Below are 26,127 nucleotides of genomic sequence, written 5' to 3'. Positions count from 1 at the left end.
AAAGCCATGGAAAACAGAAAAGAAGTTTTGATTATTATTCCGGCGTACAATGAAGAAAAAACGATTGTTCCAGTGCTTGAAAAGCTGGAACAGCCGGAAATCGCGCAGATCGCAGATGTACTGGTTATGAACGATGCATCCTCAGATGCAACCAATCATGTAACAAAAAAGAGAAAACATGATGTTGTGACTAATGTATTTAATCTTGGATATGGAAGTGGCCTGCAGCTTGGATATAAGTATGCAGTGCGAAAGGGTTACTGTTATGTGATACAGATGGATGCAGACGGACAGCATGATGTATGCAATATTCCGAAAATCTATGAGACATTGCAGACCAGAGATGCGAACGGTGAGCTTCCGGATATTGTTCTGGGTTCAAGATTTATGGAAGGAAGCACAGATTTCCCGGTATCTCCGGCGAAAAAAATTGCATTTGCGTGGTTTCGGACAATGCTGAAACTGGGAACAGGAAGAAGCATTTCTGATCCGACTACAGGCCTGCAGGGGCTGAGCTGGAGAACTTTTCTTTTTTATTCCAAATATGATAACTTTGATGACAAATATCCAGACGCAAATATGCTGATGCAGATGCTGCTTCTGGGATTCCGGGTCAGGGAAATTCCGGCAGTGATGCACATGAGAACAGAAGGAGTCAGCATGCATTCCGGGCTGAAGCCAATACTCTATATGTTCCGCATGACTTTTTCCGTTCTGGCAGTATGGATCAGGGAAAAAATCCTCAAGATGGATGAAGGTAAGATACATGCTCTGGAAAAATATGATAAATAGAAATGGCTGGGATTTCCGGCAGGCAGAACTCGCAGAGAGTCTGGATGAACCGGAAAATCCCGGCAGAGGATGGTACGGGATCTATACTTTTATGGTTGAACAGAGTATAGATCCGGGAGAACTGAGATGGAGTCTGAGACAGGGGGAGTCGCTGGCACTGGTACTGCTTGATATCCACGCATATCGCAGTAAGCTGCTGGATGAAGATGCCCTTGGAAATATCAGGAACATTCTCAGTTTTTTTATGCAATACAAAAAGGATGTGATTCTTCGTCCTGTATATGACCGGGAAGGAAATGGACGAAGCTGCGAGCCGGATGCTTTTGAACTGGTGCTGGAGCACATGAGACAGATCGGAGAAATATTGAAAAGTGTAAAACATTCTGTGTTTATTTTTCAGGGAATGCTGGTTGGCAGCTGGGGAGAGATGCACGATTCCGAATATTTATCTCCGGAACATCTTCATAAGATGTGGAGCTGTATGAGGGGGTACCTTGGAGAGGATATCTGTCTGGCTGTGCGTACGCCGTCACAGTGGAGAACCCTGAAAAGTGAAGAGGATTTTTTGCAGAAAAAATACTCCCGGCTGTCGTTGTTTGACGATGGTATCCTGGGATCTCTGACACATCTTGGAACATTCGGTACTATGACAAAAGAGGCGGCAGGATGGAGCGGTGCATGGACCCGAAAAGAAGAGCTGGATTTTATCAGCCGGCTTACAGAAAGCCTGCCCTGTGGAGGTGAGGTGACTTCCTGTACAGGAAAAGATGCTGCGAAAGTCAGGGAGGCAGATTTCATCATCAGTGAACTGAAGAACATGCATCTTGCTTATCTGGACAGTACTTACGATATGGAGGTTCTTAACCGGTGGAAACAGATAAATTATACAGGCTCCGGGATCTGGCAGGGGCGAAGCCTTTATGAATATATAGGCAGCCACCTTGGTTATCGCCTGACAGTCAAAAGTGTTCAGATGAAACGTACATGGCGTGGAAAAGCAGAATTTACCATTGAAATTGAAAATACCGGATTTGGAAAGCTGTTTCAGGATGCGGAATTATTTCTGATGATCGAGAATGAGGATCAGCAGAAAGAAGTTCCGGTTTCTATGGATCTGCGGAAAATATTGCCGGGAACTGTTCTCTGTGGAAAAGCAGTGACAGAGCCTGCCCACGGGAAAGTTTTCCTGAAAGCCCGGAGAAGATCAGACGGGCGAAGTATTCGGTTGGCCAATAGAGGCAGTACAGACAGCCTTTATATTGGCTGCCTGCATACATATTGAGTTACTGAAGAGTAAGAGTACCAACAGGAGCTGTTTTGCTTTTTTCATATCCTTTGTTGGCAAAATGGATATAGTTTTTTGTGTATGGATCTTTCATACGAAGAGAAACTGTATAAGTTCCCTTTTTAAGGGAGCGAACATTCAGGCTGAGTTTAAACTCAGAGAAATCATTACCTGCGATAGAACGGTTATCAATAGTTGTTTCAACTTTTTCTGATTTACCGGTATCTTTGCTGGTGAGAATCAGATCTGTGGTAAATTTCGTATATGCAGAGGAAAATCCGGTATTGGCAACTGTCAGATATAAAGTGGCAGTGTCATCGAGTACAGAATGAAAATCAATGGAGGACTGCTGTACAACATAACGGTAGCCCAGATGAGCACTGATGTAATCATATCCGCTGCATCCGGAAAAAACATCGGTATCTGATCCTGTGTAAGTAGAATTTTTCCATTTGTTAAGGACTGCTTCATCATGTTCCGAATTCAGATAAGACACATGCATTTGTGAGAGATCTGAGATGGCATTATCCAGATCATTGTATTCGTTGTCTACAGTAACCTCTCCACCATTAGGAACATATTGACAGAGTTTGTACTGAAAAAGAAGTTCATCACTGCGGGTACCCTGTTCTTCTGGTTTGCTGCTGGATTTCAGAGGTGTACTTCCGTAGGTGCCGAGATCATAGACTGATCCAAGCATACCGTCGTTAAACAGACTTAATCTGGATGCGAGTGTGCCGCTGTAAGCTTCTGAACTTGAAAGTGGCGTACTGGTACGGAGAATACCTCTTAACTGCGCCGGAGTACGGACTGCCAGATAAATTTCCCGGGAGATATCATTGTCAAGTTCTTCTATGATCTGACGTATTTGATTGAGATCTCCATAATTGGAATTATTCATCTCACCATTATTTCCTGTAAATGTTCCCTGCAGGATATATACACAGTCAGAATGTTTGTTGACAACAGTGGAAAGCCGTGAAATATGTTTTTTGATCTGCGGAAGGCTGGATGGTTCTGCAGATAAAGCCTTTCCATCCCAGTCATAGAGAAAACGGAGGATCACCTGCTTTTTGGCCTGTGTACATATAGTCAGCATTTTATCCAGCTGAGTAAGAGCATTTGTGCTGATATCAGAATCTGAATAATTTTTCAGATTGATTTCCAGAAGCATCAGTGGGTAGGGATTTGAGGTGCAGTTTTTTTTGCACCAGTTTGCAGCTGTTTTTGGTGTTTCCTTATCTGAAAGAATGTATCCGCCCATTTGATAAAAACCGCGGTAAGGATTATCCAGATTCTGGGAAGATTCTTCGCTTGAGGAAGGTGTATATTCAATTTTCAGATATCTGGAAGAGATTAAATGATGGAGGATAAGCACAGCCAATGTAAAACAAAATATAAAAAAAAGACTATGCAGGATTACCGGTAATTTTTTTTTCATGGATAATTGCTCCTTTAAAAAATATCTATACATGCAATTATGAATTAACTATAATGTATTATAACCAAAAAGAAAGGATAAGTGAAGATTGAAACAGAAATCCAGGACCGAATACTCTGTCATGAATACGACAATAGCTTTTATTGCACAGGTGACAGCAATTCTTATGGGCTTTTTTACAAGGGTCGTTTTTACGAGAACGCTCAGTGAAGGTTATGTAGGAATCAATGGTCTGTTTACGGATATATTAAATATATTATCATTATCAGAACTTGGAGTGGGAACTGCAATTACATATGCTCTTTACGGTCCAATTGCCAGAAATGATATCAAAAAACAGCAGATCCTGATGCGGATGTTCCGTACTTTTTACAGAATGACAGCAGGTTTTGTTCTGGTGGCAGGACTGTGCCTGATTCCGTTTCTGGATATTCTGATGAAGGACAGGCCGGATGTGGATCATCTGGTCGTGATCTATATTCTGTATCTTACGAATTCAGTTGTGTCTTATTTGCTGATTTACAAGAAGACATTGGTGGATGCTCACCAGATGAATTATATTACTGTGATGTATCATAATGGATTTCTTGTATTGCAGGATATCTGTCAGATCGTTGTATTGCTTCTGACCGGGAACTTTATTCTGTTTCTTATTGTTGCGGTTGTGTGTACGATAAGTGGAAATATTTGTATGTCCAGAAAAGCGGACAGACTTTTTCCTTACTTGAAGGAGCCTTGTAAGGATAAACTTCCGCAGAATGAATATCATGATATCTTTCGGAATGTAAAAGCAATGTTGATGCATAAGATCGGAAATGTGGTTGTAAATAATACCGATAATCTTCTGATATCCAGTTTTGTAGGGGTTGTCACAGCCGGTATTTATTCCAATTATTTTCTGATCATAGGATCTGTGCGTCAGGTATTGGATCAGGCTATGCTGGGGGTTACGGCAAGTGTAGGAAATCTCGGTGTGACAGAAGATAGGGAAAAGGTAGGACAGATCTTTGACATATTATTCTTTATCGGATACTGGCTGTTTGGATTTGCGGGAATCTGTCTTATGGAACTTCTGAATCCTTTTGTGGAGATTGCATTTGGAAAAAAATATCTGTTTGCGAGAGAAATCGTGCTGATTCTTTGTATTAACTTTTTTATCAATGGAATGAGGCGTGCTGTACTGATCTTCAAAGAATCTATGGGCTTGTTTTGGTATGATCGTTATAAAGCTGTGGCAGAGGCTGTCTTAAATCTGGTGATTTCTGTTTTGCTGGTAACATATTTAGGAGTGGCAGGAGTGTTTGTGGGAACATTTTGCAGCACTGTACTTACCTCTGTATGGGTGGAACCTTATGTGATCTATAAATACAGACTTGAAAGACCGGTGACTGGATTTTTCATAAAGTATGCCGGATATCTTGGAGTGATGGCAGCAGTATGGGGAATTACCGAATATTGCTGCAGGTTTATTTCAGGACAGGTATTTTTTGTTTTGGTATTAAGGCTGATGATCTGTCTGATAGTACCGAATATTCTGTTATGGCTGGTTTACAGAAAAACTGTAGAATGGAGAGAATTATGGAGTTTACTGAAAAGAATTGTAAAATTTCCGTGATCATATCTGTGTATAATGCAGAGAAATATATAAGAGAAACGCTGAATAGTATTATAGATCAAAGCTATAAAAACTGGGAAATCATTTTGGTAGAAAATGGTTCGGAGGATAAAAGTCCGGATATTATCCGGGAATATGAAAAGAAATATCCGGAAATCCGTATGATCAAAGGCCCTGGAAAAGGTCCCGGACCTGCGAGAAACAGAGGATTGAAACTGGCAAAGGGTGATTATATTGTGTTTGCGGATGCAGATGATTATCTTCCGGATACAGAAATATTCCGTAAATATATAAGTATTGCTGAACCTACAGGTGCAGATATTGTAGTAAGTAATTATGCAAGATTATGGGAGGATAAGATTCTTCCGGCATCGAAACATGAGTCATTTGCATTGTGCAGTCCTTTATCAGAGGAATTCAGGTTTCGGGGATTCTTTTCTGTGGGAACACTTTCGTATGTATGGGGAAAGCTTTACAGAAGTGAATTTCTGAAGAAGAATCAGATTATTTTTACAGAGATTTCTTATGCGGAAGATAAATTATTCAATATGCAGTGCTATATCTGCAATCCAAAGTATGTTTTTCTGGAAGATGTAGGATATGTCTACAGAAAAAATGATGTATCAGTTTCCTGGCAGTATCGTTCGGATTCCACAGAGAACTGGTTTAAGATAGCATATGAGCTGAAGGGATGGATTGAGAAGAAGAATAAAGAGCCTGTGGAATATATATCACTCACCAGATATTTGATTTTTTTTGCTGCATTTTTTGATGCTAAAATGGAATATATGCAGCGCAAAAAAAGATTAAGAGCAATCCATAAAATACTGAAAGAATATGGTGATCATCCAGTGGGAAAGAAAGTTTTTTGTGAACTGGCAGATAGAAAACGGCCGCTTCAGATCAATCAGTGGATGTGGAAGGCTATGATACGGATTTTTTCTTTTGGAATGAAATCAAAATGGTACCTGCTGATGTCTGTGGGTGTTAAAATTTTGATTACGCAGAAAGTAGATGAAAGACTTTCTGATACCGGGATCAGGGAATAGGTAATACAAAAACAGTGACTCCCACTCAGGAATCGCTGTTTTCAAAAATTTTGACAAGTTTTGTTTTCTGGTTGCTTTTTTTGAAATTACGAAGTGTCTGCAGGAAGGTTGTATTCCGTACTTTGTAGGTGTTGCGGATGAAGCAGACGAAAGTGATCACCCAGAGTACCGGCCAGAGGATCGGGAAGTGGCTGGCTTTTGGGAAGCGGACTTTCATCTGGACATGACCTTCACGGAAATAGGTAAACAGGTTGACTTTCTGGTAGGAGCTGCTTCCCACCAGAGTCTGTGAAACATCGGTTCCCATGTCACCGTCTTTCAAGATCTGTGTGATAAAATCCTGACAGTCAGAGGTATCGTAGTGGGTCTGGGGATCTATGGAATCCGGGAGCCCGAGATATATCCGGCAGCTTTCCAGAATGATCTCATAGAGATGGCTGATCCGCGATTCCCTGCACCATGTATGTATCTGGTCAAAATCAATTTCGGATTCATGACGTTTCAGATAAAAAGTGAAATCGCAGAGAAGCCGGATTCCGAATCCGCTGTACAGATAGTGTTTCAGCATGTGATGGATCATGTAAAAAACGTATTCTGTTGGCGGCAGGACTGTATAGCTGTATCCATGGATCATCTGAGATGATTTCTTCAGCTGTGTCGGTGAATAAACGAGATCTACGATCTCATTGGTTCGGCTGTACTGGTACTGTCCGACAACTCTGTAATGAAGCTCCAGGATAAAACGGCGTCCGGTTTTTGGAAATGTATAATAGTAAGTTACATGATGATCACTGAGCTCGTCCTGGAGAATGTATCCGTTGGATTCCAGAACAGTCTGTGCCTGAGAAAGCATTTCCGGTTCGGCCAGATAAAGGTCAAGATCTCCCAGCTTGCGATACTCCGGGACAGGATAGCAGTCGGCAAGACTTAAACCCTTCAGAAGGTAGCAGTCAATATGGTTCTCTTTCAGGAGAGATACGGTAGTCCGGGTAAAATGTTCGATCTGATAGTAATTCAGCATCATTTCTTTTACCTTGTGCTTCATGGAAGGATAAACAGAAGCTGATCTGAGACAGGGAAGCACGAAGGGAACGGTACAGTGCTCCTGTGCCAGGTTCGCCAGAGCCGGAAACTGCTCCGGTGTGACAGAAACAGGATCGTTGGAATCTGTGCAGATATTTTTTATTATGTTCAGATAAGTTTGGTATATTTGCTCCATGTTGATCTCCTGAAAAGGTATAAAATAATAGTAAGTATATCATGAATATATTTGGAAATAAAGGGGAGGAAAAAATGAAAAAGACAGAAGGATATATTGTAAAAGAACTGGAAGATGAGTATATTGTGCTTCCGGTGGGAGAAAGAACAGAGGAAGTCAATGAGGTGATCTCCTTAAGCGAAACAGCAGGATTTATTTATATCCATGCAGATCAGGCAGAAGATATTGAAGAATTGGCACAGCTGGTTGGAAACGAATATGGGATAGAAGCATCCGAGGTTTACGAGGATGTGAAAAATGTGGTAAAAACTTTCCGGGAAAAAGGAATTCTTCTGTGAGCCTAAGAGTTTGGCTTTCGGCAGATCCGGCGAAAAAATGCAGTTAAACGAAAACAGAAAGGACGAACCGGCAGCATCAAAAGCCACACAGAGGACAGAAAACGATAAAAAGGATTCTGTGCGGAAATCTCCCGTCCATTGCGTACAAAAGCTACAAGTTTTCCGATAATCTGATCAGAACGAAGCGGGCCTTCAATTTCCCACTGATTATCACCAACCATAAAAAAGCCCTCTTCTGTGATCTTATCGATGCGGTGGAGCACAAGGATACTCCGGTCACGGCGGTAAAGAACTACATCATTTCTGCGGCAGTCTGTGGAAGCTGTCTGCTGGATCAGGGCTTCATCCCGGCCGGGAATAAGAAGAGGGTACATGCTGTAGCCCTGTGGTTTGATGCGAATGATATTTCCGTCACGGAGAAGCTGCTCCAGATCGATTTTCGGTGATGTTTGGGATGTATTGTTCATGGTGCTCGTCCTTAAATTTGGTATAATATTGGTGTGTTTGGTTGTACCCGGCAGAGTATCTGCTCGATGAAGAGGATTTTGTTTGCCTAGTTAGAGCGTATTATAGCATTCCTGTAAATAAAGAACAACAATAACTGACAGAAACGTGTCAGAAACAGCACAATATTTTTTATAAGAATACTTGACTTTCAAGGGTCTGATAGATATCATAAAAGAAAAGATGAAACAGATAAATTACTAGCTTTTGATGGCATAAGAAAGGAAAATAAAATATGAAAATGTATAAAAAACCGATAGTAACTGTTGATGCCGGACTGGCAGAAGGTGTATATGCGGCAAGCGGTGCAAAGGGTACACTGAATGTAACATATCATGGTGTATGGGATCGTTGGGGAACTAATGGCGGTAAAGGCCTTGCAATGGCCGACTGGTCTGGTATTGACGGGACGATCACACTGAATGTTACATTTAATGATACTGTGGATCAGGCAGAGACAGACGATGCATCTGTACAGACTTCTTGGTCAGGAAAGACAGCGACATTTACATTCGCAAGTACAGCAAGTAATCCACTGACGATCGGAATTCATCTGAATCACGGAACAAGTATTGATGATCTGAAGATGACTGGATTTACATACTCTGTGAACTAACTGAATCTGCGAATCAGTTATTCGGTGCAGAGCTATGTATCGGATGCGGATGATTTTATTCACTTGACACGAATGTTGAGAGATTGGATTTATGAATATTCAGTGAGGTGGAAGGTGAATATCTGTTTTATTTGATAGTGTAAGATGTGGTGGGAGATTAACGTGAAGGTATACGAGAAACCGGTGGTTTTTTGTTGATGCAGGGATGGCTGAGGGTGTGTATGCGGCTAGTGGAGCAGGACTGATTTCAGGAAATGGAACACCAACGCTTAAGGTGCAATTAGGCTATCATCAGAATCCAAGCGACAATATCGACTTCGGCGATTTAGTTGTAACAGCTGATACAGGCCTTGCAATTACCGGTGTCAGCATCACAGACTAATTAGATCAGAATGATTCAAATATAAAAAATCCTCCACAGAAACAGGCAACCATTTCTGTGGGGGATTTTTTAACACATTTGACAAGTTAATGATTAAAAATCAGGCCGATTATATCGCAGCTCAGAACTCCTTCACCATCTTCTGAATCTCCCCATCCCCAAGCACCTCGCACCTCTTATCCCGTATCGCATAAACCCGCGTACAGATATTTAAGACCGTAGGCCGATGAGTTGTCACGATACAGGTTCGGGGGTAAGTATCCTGCATGATATTTCTGAGAACTTTACGTTCTGTGGCCACATCCAGCGCGGAAGTTGCTTCATCCAGCAGAAGGATCGGAGATTTTCTGAGGAGTGCCCTGGCAATGGAAAGTCTCTGGGCCTGGCCCTCTGAGAAACCGCCGCCCCGTTCTTTAATGACGCTTTCGATTCCATCCGGAAGCTTTTCCACGAAATCCCATGCACATGCCAGTTTCAGTGCCTCGATAATTTCTTCATCTGTGGCATCCTGCTTCACATTTCGCATATTTTCAGCAATCGTTCCTGAAAACATGGTGTTTCCCTGAGGCACATAGGAAAATAGCTTTCTGGTAGACGGTGACATATCCAGCATATTCGAGTGATTTTTGCCCGCACAGACATGGAAAGAACCGGTCTGTGGCGCCAGAAGGGACAAAATCAGACGCAGCATAGTTGTCTTACCTTCGCCGGAAGGCCCGACCAGGGCAACGATCTCATGAGGATAAGCCTCCATGGAAGCGTTGGCAAAAACAGAAGTTCCGTTATGATAAGTATAGCTGAGATCCTGCATATTCAGGCCGATTCCCTCCTCCCGATACTGCTTTTCGAAGCTTCGGACAGCAGAATCCTGGCTGTAATCCTCCTGGGGCATTTCCACGATATCCATCAGTCGGCCGGCAGAGATCGTCAGTGAGATCGCAGAAGGAATCAGGCTGACCAGGGAATTCACTGCACTTGTCAGCGTGCCGGAAAGAGAAAGAAACATGGTCATGGTTCCGTAACTGATCGCATTGCTCCACACACGGTAAATTCCCCAGCCATAACAGCTGTACGATACGATAAAACCGATAATGGACATAAGGACAGAGGTCAGGATGGACATTTTCTGGAAATCCAGCCTCATATCGATATAATCTTTCTGAAGAGATTTCAGTTTGTCCGTGTAAAAATGGATCAGGTCAAAAGCTTTGATGGTCTGGATATTGGAAAAGGCCTCCTGGTTAAATCCGTAGAGCTTTGCATTCATGGCAGCACTTCGCTGGTTATTATCCCGCATACGCCGAAGAAGCGGTCTGGAAAGCAGTGCGCTGAACGGTATTCCAAGCAGTGCGAACAACGCAAAGGTAGGATCATAGTAAAGTACGATTGCGAGAGCACTGATAAAACGGAACGTATAAATGATCAGGTTTGGTATCCAGTTCAGGATTCCGCTGGAAATATTGGAAGCATCGGAGCTCCACCGTGTCACCAGATCGCCGGTATGGTAATCCGTAAGAGATTCCCAGTCAGTCACCAGCATTTTGGAAAAAATATCGTTTTTGATCTCTGAATCCACCTTTAAATTAATAAATGTGGAGGCATATCCGGAAGCCTGTGAAACCAGGATATTGGCTACGGAAAAACCGATCATTGCAGCAAAAGTACTCAGAAGTTTTCCGGTCTGGTGGCCGGTGATGATATCGACCAGATCTTTGGAGATCAGGCTGGAGATCAGGGAAACGCCGGTTCCGGTAATTCCAAGCAAAGTATAGAGGATCATAGCTTTCCAGTAACGTTTGCCGTACTGATAGATCCATAAGGTCTGTTTCCATATTTTTTTCAAGGTGCCCTGTTTCAGATGCTTCCAGACCAGAAATATTTTATCTTTCATTGCAGCTCCTCCGCAGGTCAATGGCGTTCTTAATAGTATAGGCAGCAGAAGGATTTTTTGTGCACAGAAAATGGAGCACTGGCACGCAGTCTGCGATTTTTTCTGCAAAGGACAGGTTTCTGGTAAGCTGAATTTCTTTCCAGGCAGGAGAAATCATACGCTGCATAACCCGGAGGATTTTTTCCGAAGGAGGTAATTTTTCCAGTCGGTCTGTCTGCGAGTCCTGCCCCAGGAGCACGATCCCTCCGAGCTCATATTGTTCTGTAGTAAAAATCTCCGAGGTTCCGCACCAGGGAATTCCGTAAACAGTGATATGACCGTCTTCGAATCCCAGAAGATTCAGATCTCCGTTCAGATACGGCGTGCCAAAAAGCTCATGCCATAAAGCTGTATGAGTTGATTTTCCCATTCCCGAATGCCCGGAAAAAAGCCAGGCCTTATCATGGTAAAGAATGGATGCGGAATGAATGGCAAAGAGCCCTTTTTTCTGCGCAATAAAAAGAAAAAACAGGCGTATTGCGTGGAACAGGTTGTCTGTATTAAGCTCAGTTGCCTGGGCATGGCAGTGGATCCGCACATAGGAACCATCCTTGAGCATGTGAGCTTCGTAAATATTCTGCATCTGAGGAAAAAGAACAACGTAGCGGTCAGAATTTTCGAAGATAGTCATTTCAGAATTCTGCAGAAGAACCTGCTCATAACAGCGGCTGGCCGGAGGTGCAGTGATCAGCTCAAGTATCTGATCTGGTTCCGCAGAAAACTTTTTATAAAAGGGCTCGAAACATTTGGAAAACAGTTCCCGGGGACCATATAGCTTCATTGTGATCCCGGCAATGACCATAGAGCCGGAAGGTTCTTTGGAAATCGGATGGAGATCTTCTGTGATCATTCCCAGGCCTGTAAGCTGTGTAAGAAAATCCATCACATCACTGCACAGTTCAGGGAAAAAAGATTCATCCAGCTGATAAACCCTGGCAAGCAGTTTTACCAGCTCCTCTGGTTCTGCTCCTTCATTGTGCTGCAGAATATTCCATAAAAATGAGCTGGTCTCATTGAGGATAAAGCTTTTTTTCTGGTCTGCGATCTGCTGGCCATATGGCAGCAGGTAACAGGTATCTTTGATTTTCCGGAGGGTATATCCGGGTTGACATCTGAACATAATAAAAAGGTTTCCTTTCTCTTTCTGAAAGTCAAAGTTTTCAAAACAGATTATAACACAAAAATCAGCAAAATCTTTCGATGAGTTGAAAATAGACATTGTAAAAATTCTGTGACTCATTTATAATGAGTAACAGATTCTAAAGATGTTATAAAAAACAGGAGGAAAGCCTTGAAAAGAGAATTAGTTATTGTCATTGATTTTGGCGGTCAGTACAATCAGCTGGTTGCAAGACGTGTCAGAGAATGCAATGTATATTGCGAAATCTATTCTTACAAGACAGATCTTGAGAAGATTAAAGCGATGAATCCGAAGGGAATCATCCTTACCGGCGGACCAAACAGCTGCTATGAGGCAGATTCACCGACTTACCAGAAAGAATTATTCGAGCTTGGTATTCCGGTACTTGGACTTTGCTACGGAGCACAGCTCATGATGCATGTCCTTGGCGGAAAAGTTGAGAAAGCAGATGTCAGCGAGTACGGCAAGACAGAGCTTCTCATTGATAAAAAAGATTCCAAGATCTTCAAAAATGTATCCGACAAAACAATCTGCTGGATGAGCCATACAGATTACATTTCTCAGGCTGCACCGGGATTCGAGATCGCTGCACACACTGCAGACTGTCCGGTAGCAACTGCACAGAATGAGGAGAAGAAACTGTACGCGATCCAGTTCCATCCGGAAGTACTGCACACAGTTGAAGGAAAGACCATGCTGTCCAACTTCGTACTTGGTGTCTGTGAATGCGCCGGAGACTGGAAAATGGATGCCTTTGTTGAGCACACGATCAAAGAGATCCGTGAGAAAGTCGGCGATGGAAAAGTTCTCCTTGCTCTTTCAGGCGGTGTAGATTCCTCCGTAGCAGCAGGACTTCTTTCCAGAGCAATCGGCAAGCAGCTTACCTGCGTATTTGTAGACCACGGACTTCTTCGTAAAGATGAGGGAGATGAGGTTGAGGGTGTGTTCGGACCGAACGGACAGTTTGACCTGAATTTTATCCGTGTTAATGCACAGCAGAGATATTATGACAAGCTTGCAGGCGTTACAGAGCCTGAGGCGAAACGTAAGATCATCGGTGAAGAATTTATCCGTATCTTCGAGGAAGAAGCCAAGAAGATCGGCGCTGTAGATTTCCTTGCACAGGGAACCATTTATCCGGACGTTGTAGAGAGTGGTCTTGGCGGAGAATCCGCAGTGATCAAATCCCACCACAACGTAGGAGGACTTCCGGATTTCGTTGATTTTAAAGAAATCATCGAGCCACTCCGTGACCTGTTTAAAGACGAGGTTCGTAAAGCTGGCCTCGAACTTGGAATTCCGGAAAGACTGGTATTCCGTCAGCCATTCCCTGGCCCAGGCCTTGGAATCCGTATCATCGGAGAAGTCACCGAAGAAAAAGTACGCATCGTACAGGATGCAGACTACATCTACCGTGAAGAAGTCGACAAAGCAGCCGCCGACTACAAAAAAGAACACGGAGAAGACCCATCCTGGATGCCAAACCAGTACTTCGCAGCCCTGACAAATATGCGAAGCGTAGGCGTAATGGGAGACTTCAGAACTTACGATTATGCAGTAGCACTCCGCGCAGTTAAGACCATTGACTTCATGACTGCCGAGTCCGCTGAGATTCCTTATGCAGTACTTAATAAGGTGATGAACCGTATTATCAATGAAGTTAAGGGCGTAAACCGCGTATTCTATGATCTTACAAGTAAGCCGCCTGGAACGATTGAATTCGAGTAGCTTGAAAAATCGCGGAAAAGCCCATAAATAAAGGCTTTGCGGGGTGTCGAAAAGACCAAATGGAGTGCAAATGGAGTTTAAAAATTATTTTTTTCTCTTGTTTATATTCCAGATTCACCTGCAAATTTCGTGAAATCGGTTATTCTCATAAAATAAAATTAGAGTAAATATGAAGAACAGTTTGTTTTGATTGAAGTGATTTTCGTCAAGGCAGACTGTTTTTTTGTTGCCTGCATTTAGAAAACAGATACCACAGAAAGGTTCTTTACTTTCGATGAGCTTAAACTCCATGACACAGTAATCACACTGATGGAGAATTAAAAAACAAGAAAATTTGATAAATTTCGGAAAATGATGTCCGATTTTGCATCTGCCAGTACAGAGTATATGAAGAGATAAATATTCAAAACACAGGAGGTACTGATTATGCAGAATAAATTATTTTTAAAGGCAGCCGATATATGTGAACTTCTGGAAGTAAAACAGACATCGGCTTATGAAATCATCGGAAATCTGAACAAGGAACTGGAAGAACAGGGCTACCTGACGCTTAGAGGAAAAGTTCCGACAAAGTATTTTGTGAAGCGTTTCTACGGAGTAGAAGATACTTGTGAGATTCCACAGGAAGAGGGAAAGGAATGGTTTCATGCGTAAGAGAAAAATGTATTTATCAGTGGAAGACATTGCAGAACTCTTTGGATTATCAGTTTCGTTTGCTTACCGGGTAGTGGAAAGAATGAATGCCGATCTGGCAAGCAAGAACTATTATGTGATTCTCGGTCGGGTGCCAACCCGCTATGTAGAGGACAAGATCTATGGTCTGGAACATGTTGAGCAGTATTTGAAGGAGGATAAAGCGGTATGAGTATGATGCAGGAAAAAATGTATATGGATGTGGATGATGTGTGTGCAATTCTTGGAGTTTCAAAAACTTATGCATATAGTCTGATGCGAGAATACAACAAAGAATTGAAGGCAAAAGGCTATATTGTAGTAGCTGGAAAAATCTCTACGAAATTCCTGGCAGAAAAGATTTATGGCATGAAAGTCGAGGATTAGCAATGGGGGTTTACAAAGAAGGAAAAAACTGGAAAGTACAGGTCTATTACAAAGACTGGCAGGGAAATCGGAAAAGAAAACAGAAAAGAGGATTCAGGACCAAGGGTGAAGCTAAGGAATGGGAAAGAGATTTCCTGCAACAGCAGAGCCAGGGTGTGGATATTGAATTTGGAAATTTTCTGGAGATTTATTACAAAGATATGGATGTCCGTCTCAGAGAAAACACTATGTACACGAAGCGATATATTATTGACCTGAAAATCAAGCCTTATTTTGAAAAGAAGATTCTCAGTGAAATTACGGTGGCAGACGTCCGTGCATGGCAGAATGAGTTGCTGACGTATAAGGATAAGAATGGAAAAGGATATTCTCCTACTTATCTGAAAACAGTGAACTGCCAGCTGACTGCAATCTTCAATTATGCAATGCGGTATTATAACCTGCAGGATAATCCCTGCAGGAAGGCAGGAGCGATTGGCAAGAGTAAAGGAGAACCGAAGGACTTCTGGATGCAGGAAGAGTTCAATGCTTTTCTGGAAACAGTAAGTGATAAGCCGGAGACAAGAATGGCGTTTCTTTTGTTGTACTGGACCGGAATGCGTATCGGTGAATTGCTTGCACTTACTTATAATGACATCAATCTTGAAGAGAAAACCATATCAATCAATAAATCTTATCAGAGACTGAAAGGAAAGGATATGATCACGCAGCCGAAAACTCCAAAGAGTATCCGTGTGATTACGATGCCGGATTTTCTTGCAGAGGAATTTAGGGAGTATTGCAGTCATTTGTATGGAATTATGAAAAAGGAAAGACTTTTTCGGTTTACCAAATCGCATATGGAACATTGTATGGCTACCGGAATCGAGCGGTCTGGTGTAAAGCGGATACGACTTCATGATCTCCGCCATTCCCATGCCAGTATGCTGGTTGATATGGGGGTGGCTCCATTGGAGATTGCAGAACGCCTTGGACATGAAAAGGTGGAAACCACGTTGAACACTTATTCACATCTGTATCCGTCTACACAGAGTAAATTAGCAGGTTTGCTAGATAAGAAACATGAGGAAGAGGAGGAATAAGCGATGGCTGGTGACAGACATGGAAAACACAACACAACGACCATTTCTTTTCGGGTGAATTCTTATGAAAAAGCAACAATTGAAGAACGAGTGAAAGTGAGCGGAATGAAAAAACAGGATTATATCGTCCGATCATGCATTTACAATCATGTATGTGTTGTTGGAAAGAAAGAAACAATTGAGATTATCCGGTCAGAAATGAAGGAAATGAGTTTGGTTTTGGAGGATGTGGCAAAAGATTTGAAGTCTGAAAAACCAGTTATTTCAGAACCGGTTCTTGATAGTATGACAGAACGGTATCTTGCATTTTTGGAAGCAGCATTATGGATGCTGAAAGGTTCAAGTTATTTATGGGAGGATAAAAAGGATGGAAGAGAAAGTAATGAAGGATTGTAAAGTGCTGGCATTGTGTTCACAAAAAGGCGGGGTTGGCAAGACAACAAGTTGCGTGAATCTGGCAGTCGGACTTGCAAAAGCAGGGAAGAAAGTGCTTGTGATTGACAATGATCCGCAGGGAAGTATGACAGCAAGTCTTGGGTATCATAACCCAGATGAATTACCAATCACACTGGCTACTATTCTGACAAAGATTGTAGAAGATGAACTATTTGAAAATACACTGGGAATTTTACATCACCAGGAAGGAATTGATTTGATTCCGGCAAACATCGAACTCTCTGGAATGGAAGTTTCACTTGTAAATATTATGAGCAGGGAACTTGTCTTAAAACAATATATAGAAAGAATGAGAGAAGAATACGACTATATATTGATTGACTGTATGCCATCACTTGGAATGCTGACGATCAATGCACTTGCCAGTGTCGATGCAGTTATTATACCTGTCCAGGCGGCTTATCTTCCTGTAAAGGGTCTAGAACAGCTGATACGGACGATAGGAAAGGTGCGAAGACAGCTTAACAAACAACTGAAAATTGGAGGTATATTGATCACAATGGTGGATAACCGAACGAACTATGCAAGAGATATATCTGATCTGATTTTTGATACATATGGAAACCAGATTAAGATTTTTCCACAGAGTATTCCATTTTCAGTACGAGCAGCTGAAATCAGTGCGGAAGGAATCAGCATATTTGAGCATGATCCAAAAGGAAAAGTAGCGGCTGCATATTGGCAGATGACACAGGAGGTGCTTTTGGATGAAAGGTAGAAGTGCATCGAAGATAAAACTGACATCTTATGATGAATTACTTGGAGGAGGAGAAGAAACGAACGATATCCAGCAGGTTTCACTTGAGCATTTACATTCTTTCGAGAACCATCCATTTCAAGTAAATGATGATGAGGCAATGGCGGAACTGGTGGAAAGTGTGAAAGAAGAGGGAATTCTTACAGCATTACTGGTACGACCGCTGGGTGATGGTGAATATGAAATCATCGCCGGTCACAGAAGGAGACATGCGGCACAACTTGCTGGTCTTAAAGAGGTTCCGGTTATTATCAGAAATATGGATCAAGATACAGCTGTCCGTGCGATGGTAGACAGCAATCTGCAGAGACCTAATATACTCCCAAGTGAAAAGGCATTTGCTTACCGTATGAAGATGGAAGCAATGAATCATCAGGGAACATCAGGCGGTATCAGTGCGAAAGACATTGGAAAGAACGCAAATGACAGTGCAAGGCAGGTGTATCGCTATATCCGGCTTACTTATCTGATGAATGACCTATTAAACGCAGTAGATCGTGATGTGATCGGATTGCAGGTAGGTGTAGAGCTTTCCTACCTTACGGTTCCAGAACAGGAGATGGTGGAGGAAGTGCATGAGAGTACCGGAAAATATCCAAGTCTGGAACAGGCAAAAAAAATAAGGCAACATCGAGAAGAAAAAACGCTGACAAAAGAGATTGTGCGGCTCCTGGTTATAGGAGAGCGTAAAAAGAAAACAACGGTAACATTAAAACAGGATGAAATTAAGAAGTATTTTCCTCCAGAGTATGATGAACAGAAGATACGGACTGTTATATGTCAGCTTTTGGAGGAATGGAGCAATCAGAATCATTGATAAGTACGAAGGGAGGGATGTGTCATGAGTATAAGAGCAACATTCCATTATTTTCAAGGAATGGAATGCGATATGTACAGTTTTTATCGTATTCCCAAACTGCTGTTTACAAGTGAATATTTTAAAAATCTCTCCTGCGAAGCAAAGGTGCTGTACGGACTGATGTTAGACCGGATGTCACTGTCCATCAAGAACCGGTGGTTTGATGAAGAGGACAGGGCATATATTTTCTTTTCGGTGGAAGAGATTATGGAAATGCTTAACTGTGGCAGGAATAAGGCTGTGAATTGTCTAAAAGAGCTGGATCAGGAAAAAGGGATTGGATTGATTGAGAAGAGGCGAATCGGACTTGGAAAAACAAATGTTATTTACGTGAAAAATTTCAGCCTGACAGAATATCCAGATGAGCCAGCAATCTTTGATTCGGAAGAAACACCGGAAAATGTAGCAGAGAGAAAAGAAAATACAGAGACAGAAATAGAAGAATATGCGAAAAAAGAGCCGGAAAAGCCCGTAAATACACAGAAGTTTGAAAAACAAACTTCAGGAAGTTTGAAAAATAAACTTCAAGAAGTTTCAAAAACAAACTTCAAGGAGTTTGAAAAACAAACTTCAAGAAGTTTAGAAAACAAACTTCAAGAAGTTTCAAAAACAAACTGTAATAATACTGAATATAATTATACTGAATTTAGTGAGAATGAATCTTATCAATATCTATCTGAACAAGAGAAAGGGAGAGATAGGATACAGGAGAGAAATGAGTATCGACAGTTAATTCATGATAATATCGAATATGAGATCCTTTGTCAGAGCTATGGAACTGGACGAGTAGAAGAGCTGGTAGAGCTGATGCTGGATGCAATATGTTCGACAAAGACATATCAACAGATCAATGGGGAAGCTGTGCCTACACAAGTGGTCAAGAGCCGTTTGCTCAAAGTCGGGTATGAACACATCCAGTATGTGTTTTTCAGTCTTGACAGGAGTACAAGCAAAGTGAAGAATATCCGGCAGTATATGCTGACGGTATTGTATAACGCTCCTGCAACAATCAATCAGTTTTATGATGCTGAAGTTCGACATGACATGTACTGGGGGAAGGATATTCCAGACAGGTAAGAACTTTGTGCCCACTGGGCACGAAGTTTAAAAAGAGATAGTCATATCTGGCAGATATGCTAAAATAACCTTGTGTCCACTGGGCACAAAGTAGGAGGAAGAATTATGTTGAGATTTATGATAAAACTGCCATTTCGAATTATTGCAGCTCCTGTTTGGCTGGTACTTGCAGCGGTGAATATTGTGCTGGTGTTCCTGGTTGGGTTATCTGCTGGATTCTGCTATCTGATAGCCGGAATCTCTGTTGTGACAGAAGTTTTGAGTATTGGGTTTGGAATCAGTACGGACTGGACAATGAAATCAGCGATTATTACGACAGTAGTGTTTGTTCTACTCCCACATATCGGTATGGGGATAGTTGCAGTAATTGAAGTTGTGAAATGTGGATTACAGGAATTTATTTTTGGATGATTGTGGAAAATATAGTGGCGCTATATGGAAAGGCAGAAATAAACAATGGAAGAATTATATAAAGTGATGGATGATTTGCTTGAGGTGGAATTTCAGATGAAAGCAGGGATGGATATTCTGAAAGAACTGGAAGAGTTTTATATGCTGGAAAAAGAAACCGAAAAATCGGATGCTAGAAAAGTAGCTGTGCTGATGAAAGGATATCTGCAGTCGATGAAGTCAAATATTCGAGAAATCATTCGTTATATTGATGACACGACACTTGAAAAATCAAATGATAAAAAGAAAGATAAACAGGAATCTGCGAGCACCATATCCGAGGAAGTGCAGGAATTTGTGAATCTGACAATTACAGAGCATATGGGGAAAGCATATTCAGAATGGAAGTTAAAGCAGGATAAAGAGCCAGTAAGTGAGATTGATAAGAAATACCAGAAATTACTGGAAACGTTATCCCAAGAACAGGAAGAAGTGATTACGGAATACTGTAATGCAATTTTTAGCAGTGGAGCAGAAACAGAAGAATTTTTCTATCGACTGGGATTAAAAGATGGACTGAATCTGAAAAATACGGTAAAATCTGTATTAGAAATGATATCATGAAATCGGAAGTTGGAGGATACACGCATGAAAATTGTAATCATTAATGGAAGTGCCAGAAAAGGAAACACGCTGACAGCAATCAATGCATTTATAAAAGGAGCATCAGAAAAGAATGAAATTGAAATCATTGAACCTGACAAACTCAACATTGCACCATGCAAGGGATGTGGTGTCTGTCAATGCTCTAAGGGATGCGTCGATAAGGATGATACAAATCCTACAATTGATAAAATTGCTGCCGCAGATATGATTCTTTTTGCTACACCAGTTTATTGGTGGGGAATGTCAGCACAATTGAAACTTATCATTGATAAGTGCTACTGCCGTGGATTGCAGTTAAAAAATAAAAAAGTTGGCACGATTGTTGTAGGCGGTTCTCCCGTAGACAGTATCCAGTATGAGCTGATTGATAAGCAGTTTGACTGTATGGCAAAATATCTTTCATGGGATATGCTTTTCAAAAAATCATATTATGCAACAGCCAGAGATGAACTTGAAAAAAACAAGGATTCCATGAACGAACTTGAGGGGATCGGAAAAAATTTATAAAGCACGTTCCAAATTCCTGTTTGCATATTTCATCAAACGGTACATATTAAAATTAACACAAAGGGAGATGTTAGAATGAAAGCTCATGAATATTGGTCTGTCGGAGCATTGATAACGATGCTAGGAACTTTTTATAGCGGATATAAAGGTTCAAAATCAAGCCATAAATATTTTGCGGCAAGTTCTTTGCTTTGTATGATTATGGCTATTTACACAGGTCATAAGATGATATCTAAAAACAAGAAAACAAAGAAAGAACCAATATCATTAGGAAATGAAGAATAATACAATCAACCTTGTGCCCAGTGGGCACGAAGTTGGCATAGTCACTATGGTGTCAGGAGAAATCCTGGCATCTTTTTTTTATATCTTTTTACACTTCAAAAAATAATTTCAAAAAATTTCTAAAATCATGTCCGATTTTGTCGCTCCCAATACAGAGTATATGGAAGGCAAATTGAAAATCCTCTGATTTCCAAAAATCACAAACGTAAAAGAGGTTCAGACAGTTCTTCCGATTGCACCTTGACAATTGAAGGAGCTGATACATCTTGAGGAACATGCTTACCGGAGATAATCCGGCTCGTGCAGGCGAAGACTCCTACGGGAAGAGCGAAGCAATAATGATACCACCGAAGGGTACAGGACCTCTGCTGAAACAGAGACTGTGACTGTATTTTTACAGCCGGGTTATCTGGAATGATAACGATCAGATGTATATGTACAGACAAAGCCCAAATGTGAATACTTAGATTTTCTTATTTATATTACAGGAGAAATCCTGTAGCAAGTGGGGAATGGTTCGAATCCATTCCTCATTTTTTCGTGCAGAAAATGCACAGATTATTATCCTGTTTGAAATACCAGGGAAGGGTGTTGCAGGAAGAAAGGGAGGACAAAAAGAATGAATACGATTGTTTTAATGGGTAGACTTGCCAGAGATCCAGAAACTAAGCTGACATCTACGCAAAAGGGACAAACCAAAGTATCTAGGTTTCCACTGGTAGTAAAAAGAAATCGCACAAGCAAAGCATTTGTAGTGATGATCACAGCTTATGGAAATAATGCAGAATTTGTGGAGAAATATCTTGAAAAAGGAATTAAGATTGCTCTTTCCGGAGAGTTGGTAATCTCTCAGATCAAAGATGAACAGACTGGAACTGCATCCTATTATACCGAAGTCATTATGGATAATGTAGAGTTTGCAGAAGCCAAAACAAAAAAAGAAGAATCTGACGGATTTCAACCAGCAGAGAAGAGGAAGATTCCATTCGATATACCAGAAGAACTTGAACAAGAAATGCCATTTCGATAGGAGGACAAGATTTATGAGAAAATACTTTTTAGAATTATTTGCAATAGGATTGGTTGATTCAGAAGGAAGAATCAATACAGAACATATGACAAGTGATGCGCTTATGACTGCCATGAAAACAATGGAAGAGCTGACGCAAATGAAAATGGATCGTTTGGTTTTGGAAACAACAATGGAGATGATCTTATGTATGTTTGAGTCATGTGACACAGAGGAATTTACAGAAATATTAGGCAAGCTGCTTGGCGGAAAGCAGACTTCTAAAGTGACAGCTCATTTGGAAGCACTGGAGGAATTGTTGACAGAAGAGGAATATAGTAGTTTCCTTGCAGAATATCTTGGTTATTTAACCGTGAATGTAGCAGAGTTTATTAGGAGCACAATCATTGAAAATGGTTTGATGTTACTTGCCGGTTCAGGAGGAGAAGAGGATGGAGAAGAGGATGGAGAAGACGGATTATAAAATCACAGAGTTTCACAATTCGGAGTTTGGTTCCATCCGTATGATTGAAGATGGAGGCAGACTTTTATTTTCTGGAATTGATGTAGCATTTGCTTTGGGATATGCAAAACCAAGAAATGCGATAAATGTTCATTGCAAGGGGGCCCTGAAACGGGGCGTCCTTACATCAGGTGGGGTACAGCCAATGATTTTTATTCCAGAGGGAGATGTATATCGGCTGATTACAAAAAGTCGTTTAAAGTCAGCACAGAATTTTGAGAAGTGGGTATTTGATGAGGTACTTCCGGCTATTAGGAAAACAGGCGGATATTTAGAGACCGATCTTTTAGACAGGGTAAAAGATAACCCGGAACTTCTTTTGGAATTTGCCGAGAGACTTTTGGCAGAAAACAATCGAAATCGAGAATTGCAAAATCGTGTAAAGGATATGCAGCCAAAAGCAGATTATTATGATCATTTCATGATTACAGGAGAATGCACCAATATTCGAACGACGGCAAAAGAGATTGAATTTCCAGAAAGAAAATTTGTGAAACTTCTTTTAAATAGAGGATTTCTATATAGGAGTCCATCCGGCACGCTGTTACCCTATGCGGTGGAGAAGAACAATGATCTGTTTATTGTAAAAGACTATTTTAACAATGGACATCTTGGTTCACAGACATTGGTTACACCAAAAGGAAAAGAATTTTTTAAAGCGTTGTGTGCGGAGGAAGAGTAAAGAATGAAGGAGGTGGTTGCCATGATTACAGATCTGGACAGCAGTTAAATCGCTGAAAGGAGGGAAAATCATGCAGGAAGAGGTAACTCAGAAAACGGTCACGTTCTGCATTCGGACTACCAAAGTAACAGCAGATTTATTGAAAAAGGTTCTTGCTGCTTATCTGCGTCATCAGAAGCAGAAATCGGTAGAGAAGAAAGCGAAGAAGAATCAGCCGAAACAGGGAAAGGTCACGGTAAAAGAGCTGGCAAAACAAAATGCCGGGATGGTCAATATCGAGATCACAAATAAGAATATCAAGTCCTTTGAACGTTATGCCAGAAAATACGGGATCAATTATGCTTTGAAAAAAGATAAGAGTAAAGATCCACCGATGTATCTGGTGTTTTTTAAAGGACGTGATCAGGATGCCCTCAATGCTGCTTTCCGTGAGTTTTCCCAGAAACAGATTCAAAAAGCGAATAAGCCTTCTATTCACAAGCGTCTTGCAACTTACAGAGCAATGATGCCAAAGAAATCGAAGGACAAAGTAAAGAACCGGCATCAGGAGCAGAGCCGATGAAAAAGCAAATCGGTAAAAATCTGATGCAAAAATGGAAGAATAAGATCAGGGTCAGGCTGTCCGCCCTGGATAAAAAGAAACTGGTTCTTACCAATATCCCATATATCTTAACTGCTTTTTATACAAATCGGGCATCATTTCTTTACAGAAACAGTCTGGGAGAAGATATTGGGAACAAGCTATTATATGCGATGGAACATGCAGACAGGATTCTTACTGGATTGCAGCCAAGTTTTAACTGGCGTGATATGCTGACAGGAATTGTAGCAGCTGTCATTCTGAAATTACTGGTATGGCAGAAACAGTCAGATGCAAAGAAACTCCGGAAAGGAATCGAGTATGGTTCAGCCAGATGGGGAAACGCTGAGGATATTAAACCTTATATGTCGGAAGATCCCTGGATGAATATTCCATTAACAGCAACAGAAGCATTGACTATGGAAAGTAGACCTAAACAGCCAAAGTATGCAAGAAATAAAAATATAGTGGTCATTGGCGGCAGTGGTTCCGGAAAAACTCGATTTTTCGTTAAGCCGTCAGTCATGCAGATGAACTGTTCCATGGTCATTACAGATCCGAAAGGCACTCTGATCGAGGAGTGCGGGAAGATGTTAGCAAAGGGACCACCTAAGAAAGATAAGAATGGAAATATTATGAAAGATAAATCAGGAAAAGTGGTACACGAACCATATGTGATTAAGGTTCTGAATACTATCAACTTTTCCAAATCGCTTCATTACAATCCATTTGCTTATATACGGTCTGAAAAAGATATCCTGAAGCTGGTTACAACAATTATTGTTAATACCAAAGGCGAAGGGGAAAAAGCTTCCGAAGATTTTTGGGTGAAAGCAGAGAAGCTGTTGTACACGGCATTGATTGCTTTTATCTGGTATGAAGGAGATGAAGAGGAAAAGAATCTGAATACCCTTCTGGATCTTTTGAATGAAAGCGAAACCCGTGAAGAGGATGAAACTTACCAGAATCCAGTGGATATGATGTTCCAGGAACTGGAAGAAAGAGATCCGCAGCACTTTGCGGTCAGACAGTATAAAAAATACAAAATGGCGGCTGGCAAAACAGCCAAAAGTATTCTTATTTCCTGTGGTGCGAGGCTGGCACCATTTGATATAGCAGAACTTCGTGAGATCATGTCTTATGATGAAATGGAACTGGATAAGATTGGGGACAGGAAGACAGCCTTGTTTTTGATTATGTCCGATACAGATACAACCTTTAACTTTGTGATTGCCATGTTACAGTCACAGCTTTTCAATCTGCTTTGTGACAAAGCAGATGATGAATATGGTGGAAGACTGCCAGTTCATGTGCGTGTCATTGCTGATGAGTTTGCCAATATTGGACAAATTCCTCAGTTTGACAAGCTGATTGCAACCATCCGAAGCAGGGAAATCTCTGCTTCTATTATTTTGCAGTCACAGAGTCAGCTAAAGGCAATGTATAAGGATAGTGCAGATACTATTCTGGGTAACTGTGATACCACACTATTTCTTGGAGGAAAAGAGAAAACTACCTTAAAGGAAATGAGCGAGCTTCTGGGTAAGGAAACCATTGACCTGTATAACACTTCGGAGACGAGGAGTAATCAGAAGTCTTTTGGACTGAATTACCAGAAAACAGGTAAACAGCTGATGACTGAAGATGAGATTGCAGTCATGGATGGAGGAAAATGTATCCTGCAGATCCGTGGTGCCAGACCATTTTTCTCGGACAAATATGATATCACGAAACACAAAAACTATCGGCTTCTTGCAGATGAAAACGAGAAGAACCGGTACAAAGTTGAGAAAGAGTTAAATCCGCAGTATACACCGAAATCTGAAGAAGAGGTGGAAGTAATTCATGTAGAACTGTCGGAGTAACCTTGGGAATGAACAGAAAATAATGAGGAAAGGAATAACTGACACTAGGTGCACCGGCTTTTTAGTCGGTGTATTTTCGTTCCCGTAAACACCTGAAAGAAGTCAGTTTTGGTGAATGTATATGGCATTTTTTAGCAGTGCAATTACAACTTTAAAAACTCTTGTAGTCGCAATCGGCGCAGGTCTTGGCGTGTGGGGTGTCGTAAACCTTCTGGAAGGATATGGAAACGACAATCGTGCGACACGTTCGTAAGTGAAAAGCTTACGCACAAAGTCGAAGGGCAATTGTA

General features: G+C 41.3%; 30 protein-coding genes and 1 pseudogene. 26 read left to right on the top strand and 5 right to left on the bottom strand.

Annotated features, from left to right (window positions below; all coding sequences use genetic code 11):
• Window positions 1–6: 6 nt before the first annotated feature.
• Together G5B06_RS13700 and G5B06_RS13695 are read left to right on the top strand one after the other, a co-directional pair.
• Complete coding sequence (locus G5B06_RS13700; protein WP_173772288.1) at window positions 7–792, top strand: glycosyltransferase family 2 protein; 786 nt, start codon at window positions 7–9, stop codon at window positions 790–792.
• Entirely contained in the window at window positions 767–2,074 is a 1,308-nt protein-coding gene (locus tag G5B06_RS13695) for a DUF4832 domain-containing protein (RefSeq protein WP_244094575.1), read from the top strand. The genes G5B06_RS13700 and G5B06_RS13695 overlap by 26 nt, the downstream gene beginning before the upstream one ends.
• Window position 2,075: 1 nt before the next feature.
• Here the strand turns inward: G5B06_RS13695 and G5B06_RS13690 are convergent, their stop codons facing one another.
• Window positions 2,076–3,518, bottom strand: coding sequence for a DUF4832 domain-containing protein (locus G5B06_RS13690; protein ID WP_173772284.1), 1,443 nt, complete (start codon window positions 3,516–3,518; stop codon window positions 2,076–2,078).
• A 121-nt stretch (window positions 3,519–3,639) separates the two neighbouring features.
• On the opposite strand from G5B06_RS13690, the gene G5B06_RS13685 reads away from it, so the two are divergent.
• Window positions 3,640–5,133, top strand: coding sequence for a lipopolysaccharide biosynthesis protein (locus G5B06_RS13685; RefSeq protein WP_173772283.1), 1,494 nt, complete (start codon window positions 3,640–3,642; stop codon window positions 5,131–5,133).
• Entirely contained in the window at window positions 5,097–6,182 is a 1,086-nt protein-coding gene (locus tag G5B06_RS13680; protein ID WP_173772281.1) for a glycosyltransferase family 2 protein, read from the top strand. The genes G5B06_RS13685 and G5B06_RS13680 overlap by 37 nt, the downstream gene beginning before the upstream one ends.
• A gap of 25 nt (window positions 6,183–6,207) precedes the next feature.
• On the opposite strand, the gene G5B06_RS13675 is transcribed toward G5B06_RS13680, so the two are convergent.
• Entirely contained in the window at window positions 6,208–7,401 is a 1,194-nt protein-coding gene (locus tag G5B06_RS13675; RefSeq protein WP_173772279.1) for a nucleotidyltransferase family protein, read from the bottom strand.
• A 74-nt stretch (window positions 7,402–7,475) separates the two neighbouring features.
• Here G5B06_RS13675 and G5B06_RS13670 point away from each other — a divergent pair, with 74 nt between their 5' ends.
• The gene (locus G5B06_RS13670) at window positions 7,476–7,739 is read left to right on the top strand and encodes a PqqD family protein (protein WP_173755633.1); all 264 of its coding nucleotides are present in this window, start codon (window positions 7,476–7,478) and stop codon (window positions 7,737–7,739) included.
• Between the two features lie 2 nt (window positions 7,740–7,741).
• On the opposite strand, the gene G5B06_RS13665 is transcribed toward G5B06_RS13670, so the two are convergent.
• Window positions 7,742–8,206: a S24/S26 family peptidase gene (locus tag G5B06_RS13665; protein ID WP_173772277.1), complete on the bottom strand. Its 465-nt coding sequence runs from the start codon at window positions 8,204–8,206 to the stop codon at window positions 7,742–7,744.
• Window positions 8,207–8,478: 272 nt separating this feature from the next.
• Here G5B06_RS13665 and G5B06_RS13660 point away from each other — a divergent pair, with 272 nt between their 5' ends.
• Together G5B06_RS13660 and G5B06_RS13655 are read left to right on the top strand one after the other, a co-directional pair.
• The gene (locus G5B06_RS13660) at window positions 8,479–8,859 is read left to right on the top strand and encodes a hypothetical protein (RefSeq protein ID WP_173772275.1); all 381 of its coding nucleotides are present in this window, start codon (window positions 8,479–8,481) and stop codon (window positions 8,857–8,859) included.
• Window positions 8,860–9,064: 205 nt separating this feature from the next.
• Window positions 9,065–9,241 (top strand): hypothetical protein, encoded by a 177-nt coding sequence (locus G5B06_RS13655; protein WP_173772269.1) that lies wholly within the window; start codon window positions 9,065–9,067, stop codon window positions 9,239–9,241.
• Window positions 9,242–9,362: 121 nt separating this feature from the next.
• Here the strand turns inward: G5B06_RS13655 and G5B06_RS13650 are convergent, their stop codons facing one another.
• Together G5B06_RS13650 and G5B06_RS13645 are read right to left on the bottom strand one after the other, a co-directional pair.
• Window positions 9,363–11,132, bottom strand: a complete 1,770-nt coding sequence (locus G5B06_RS13650; RefSeq protein WP_173772273.1) for a peptidase domain-containing ABC transporter — start codon at window positions 11,130–11,132, stop codon at window positions 9,363–9,365.
• Entirely contained in the window at window positions 11,122–12,291 is a 1,170-nt protein-coding gene (locus G5B06_RS13645; RefSeq protein WP_244092621.1) for a PqqD family protein, read from the bottom strand. The genes G5B06_RS13650 and G5B06_RS13645 overlap by 11 nt, the downstream gene beginning before the upstream one ends.
• A 171-nt stretch (window positions 12,292–12,462) precedes the next feature.
• Between G5B06_RS13645 and guaA the strand changes: the two genes are divergently transcribed.
• The 19 genes and pseudogenes from guaA to G5B06_RS13550 all read left to right on the top strand — a co-directional run.
• Complete coding sequence (gene guaA, locus G5B06_RS13640; RefSeq protein WP_118062570.1) at window positions 12,463–14,040, top strand: glutamine-hydrolyzing GMP synthase; 1,578 nt, start codon at window positions 12,463–12,465, stop codon at window positions 14,038–14,040.
• 426 nt (window positions 14,041–14,466) lie between these two features.
• Complete coding sequence (locus tag G5B06_RS13635) at window positions 14,467–14,694, top strand: hypothetical protein (protein WP_008705329.1); 228 nt, start codon at window positions 14,467–14,469, stop codon at window positions 14,692–14,694.
• A complete protein-coding gene (locus G5B06_RS13630; RefSeq protein ID WP_008393122.1) occupies window positions 14,687–14,905 on the top strand; it encodes a hypothetical protein in 219 nt (72 codons plus the stop codon). Before G5B06_RS13635 ends, G5B06_RS13630 begins: the two co-directional genes overlap by 8 nt.
• The gene (locus G5B06_RS13625) at window positions 14,902–15,099 is read left to right on the top strand and encodes a hypothetical protein (RefSeq protein WP_024853999.1); all 198 of its coding nucleotides are present in this window, start codon (window positions 14,902–14,904) and stop codon (window positions 15,097–15,099) included. Before G5B06_RS13630 ends, G5B06_RS13625 begins: the two co-directional genes overlap by 4 nt.
• A 2-nt stretch (window positions 15,100–15,101) precedes the next feature.
• Entirely contained in the window at window positions 15,102–16,181 is a 1,080-nt protein-coding gene (locus tag G5B06_RS13620) for a site-specific integrase (RefSeq protein WP_024854000.1), read from the top strand.
• A 3-nt stretch (window positions 16,182–16,184) separates the two neighbouring features.
• Complete coding sequence (locus G5B06_RS13615) at window positions 16,185–16,577, top strand: plasmid mobilization protein (protein ID WP_044925303.1); 393 nt, start codon at window positions 16,185–16,187, stop codon at window positions 16,575–16,577.
• Window positions 16,549–17,355: a ParA family protein gene (locus G5B06_RS13610; RefSeq protein WP_026650281.1), complete on the top strand. Its 807-nt coding sequence runs from the start codon at window positions 16,549–16,551 to the stop codon at window positions 17,353–17,355. Before G5B06_RS13615 ends, G5B06_RS13610 begins: the two co-directional genes overlap by 29 nt.
• On the top strand, window positions 17,345–18,211 hold the full coding sequence (locus G5B06_RS13605) for a ParB/RepB/Spo0J family partition protein (protein WP_026650282.1): 867 nt from the start codon (window positions 17,345–17,347) through the stop codon (window positions 18,209–18,211). The genes G5B06_RS13610 and G5B06_RS13605 overlap by 11 nt, the downstream gene beginning before the upstream one ends.
• Before the next feature lie 24 nt (window positions 18,212–18,235).
• Window positions 18,236–19,330, top strand: a complete 1,095-nt coding sequence (locus G5B06_RS13600; RefSeq protein ID WP_028087787.1) for a DUF6017 domain-containing protein — start codon at window positions 18,236–18,238, stop codon at window positions 19,328–19,330.
• A gap of 105 nt (window positions 19,331–19,435) precedes the next feature.
• The gene (locus G5B06_RS13595) at window positions 19,436–19,741 is read left to right on the top strand and encodes a hypothetical protein (RefSeq protein WP_028087788.1); all 306 of its coding nucleotides are present in this window, start codon (window positions 19,436–19,438) and stop codon (window positions 19,739–19,741) included.
• Window positions 19,742–19,786: 45 nt separating this feature from the next.
• Window positions 19,787–20,344 (top strand): hypothetical protein, encoded by a 558-nt coding sequence (locus G5B06_RS13590; RefSeq protein ID WP_044925306.1) that lies wholly within the window; start codon window positions 19,787–19,789, stop codon window positions 20,342–20,344.
• 24 nt (window positions 20,345–20,368) lie between these two features.
• Entirely contained in the window at window positions 20,369–20,893 is a 525-nt protein-coding gene (locus tag G5B06_RS13585) for a flavodoxin family protein (RefSeq protein WP_008119059.1), read from the top strand.
• Window positions 20,894–20,968: 75 nt separating this feature from the next.
• Complete coding sequence (locus tag G5B06_RS13580; RefSeq protein ID WP_009300563.1) at window positions 20,969–21,178, top strand: DUF6219 family protein; 210 nt, start codon at window positions 20,969–20,971, stop codon at window positions 21,176–21,178.
• 619 nt (window positions 21,179–21,797) lie between these two features.
• A complete protein-coding gene (locus G5B06_RS13575; RefSeq protein WP_049946959.1) occupies window positions 21,798–22,208 on the top strand; it encodes a single-stranded DNA-binding protein in 411 nt (136 codons plus the stop codon).
• A 13-nt stretch (window positions 22,209–22,221) separates the two neighbouring features.
• A complete protein-coding gene (locus G5B06_RS13570; RefSeq protein WP_026650179.1) occupies window positions 22,222–22,671 on the top strand; it encodes a hypothetical protein in 450 nt (149 codons plus the stop codon).
• 40 nt (window positions 22,672–22,711) lie between these two features.
• Entirely contained in the window at window positions 22,712–23,392 is a 681-nt protein-coding gene (locus tag G5B06_RS13565) for a phage antirepressor KilAC domain-containing protein (RefSeq protein ID WP_242981928.1), read from the top strand.
• 70 nt (window positions 23,393–23,462) lie between these two features.
• The gene (locus G5B06_RS13560) at window positions 23,463–23,954 is read left to right on the top strand and encodes a PcfB family protein (RefSeq protein ID WP_026650181.1); all 492 of its coding nucleotides are present in this window, start codon (window positions 23,463–23,465) and stop codon (window positions 23,952–23,954) included.
• Between the two features lie 23 nt (window positions 23,955–23,977).
• Complete coding sequence (locus tag G5B06_RS13555) at window positions 23,978–25,837, top strand: VirD4-like conjugal transfer protein, CD1115 family (RefSeq protein ID WP_222891062.1); 1,860 nt, start codon at window positions 23,978–23,980, stop codon at window positions 25,835–25,837.
• 121 nt (window positions 25,838–25,958) lie between these two features.
• Window positions 25,959–26,087, top strand: a pseudogene (locus tag G5B06_RS13550) (Maff2 family mobile element protein); the annotation flags it as partial.
• Window positions 26,088–26,127: the final 40 nt, after the last annotated feature.

This window comes from Blautia luti, from assembly GCF_013304735.1.
In the GTDB taxonomy this organism is placed as follows: domain Bacteria; phylum Bacillota; class Clostridia; order Lachnospirales; family Lachnospiraceae; genus Blautia_A.
This window is presented reverse-complemented; position numbering and strand designations above follow the sequence as displayed.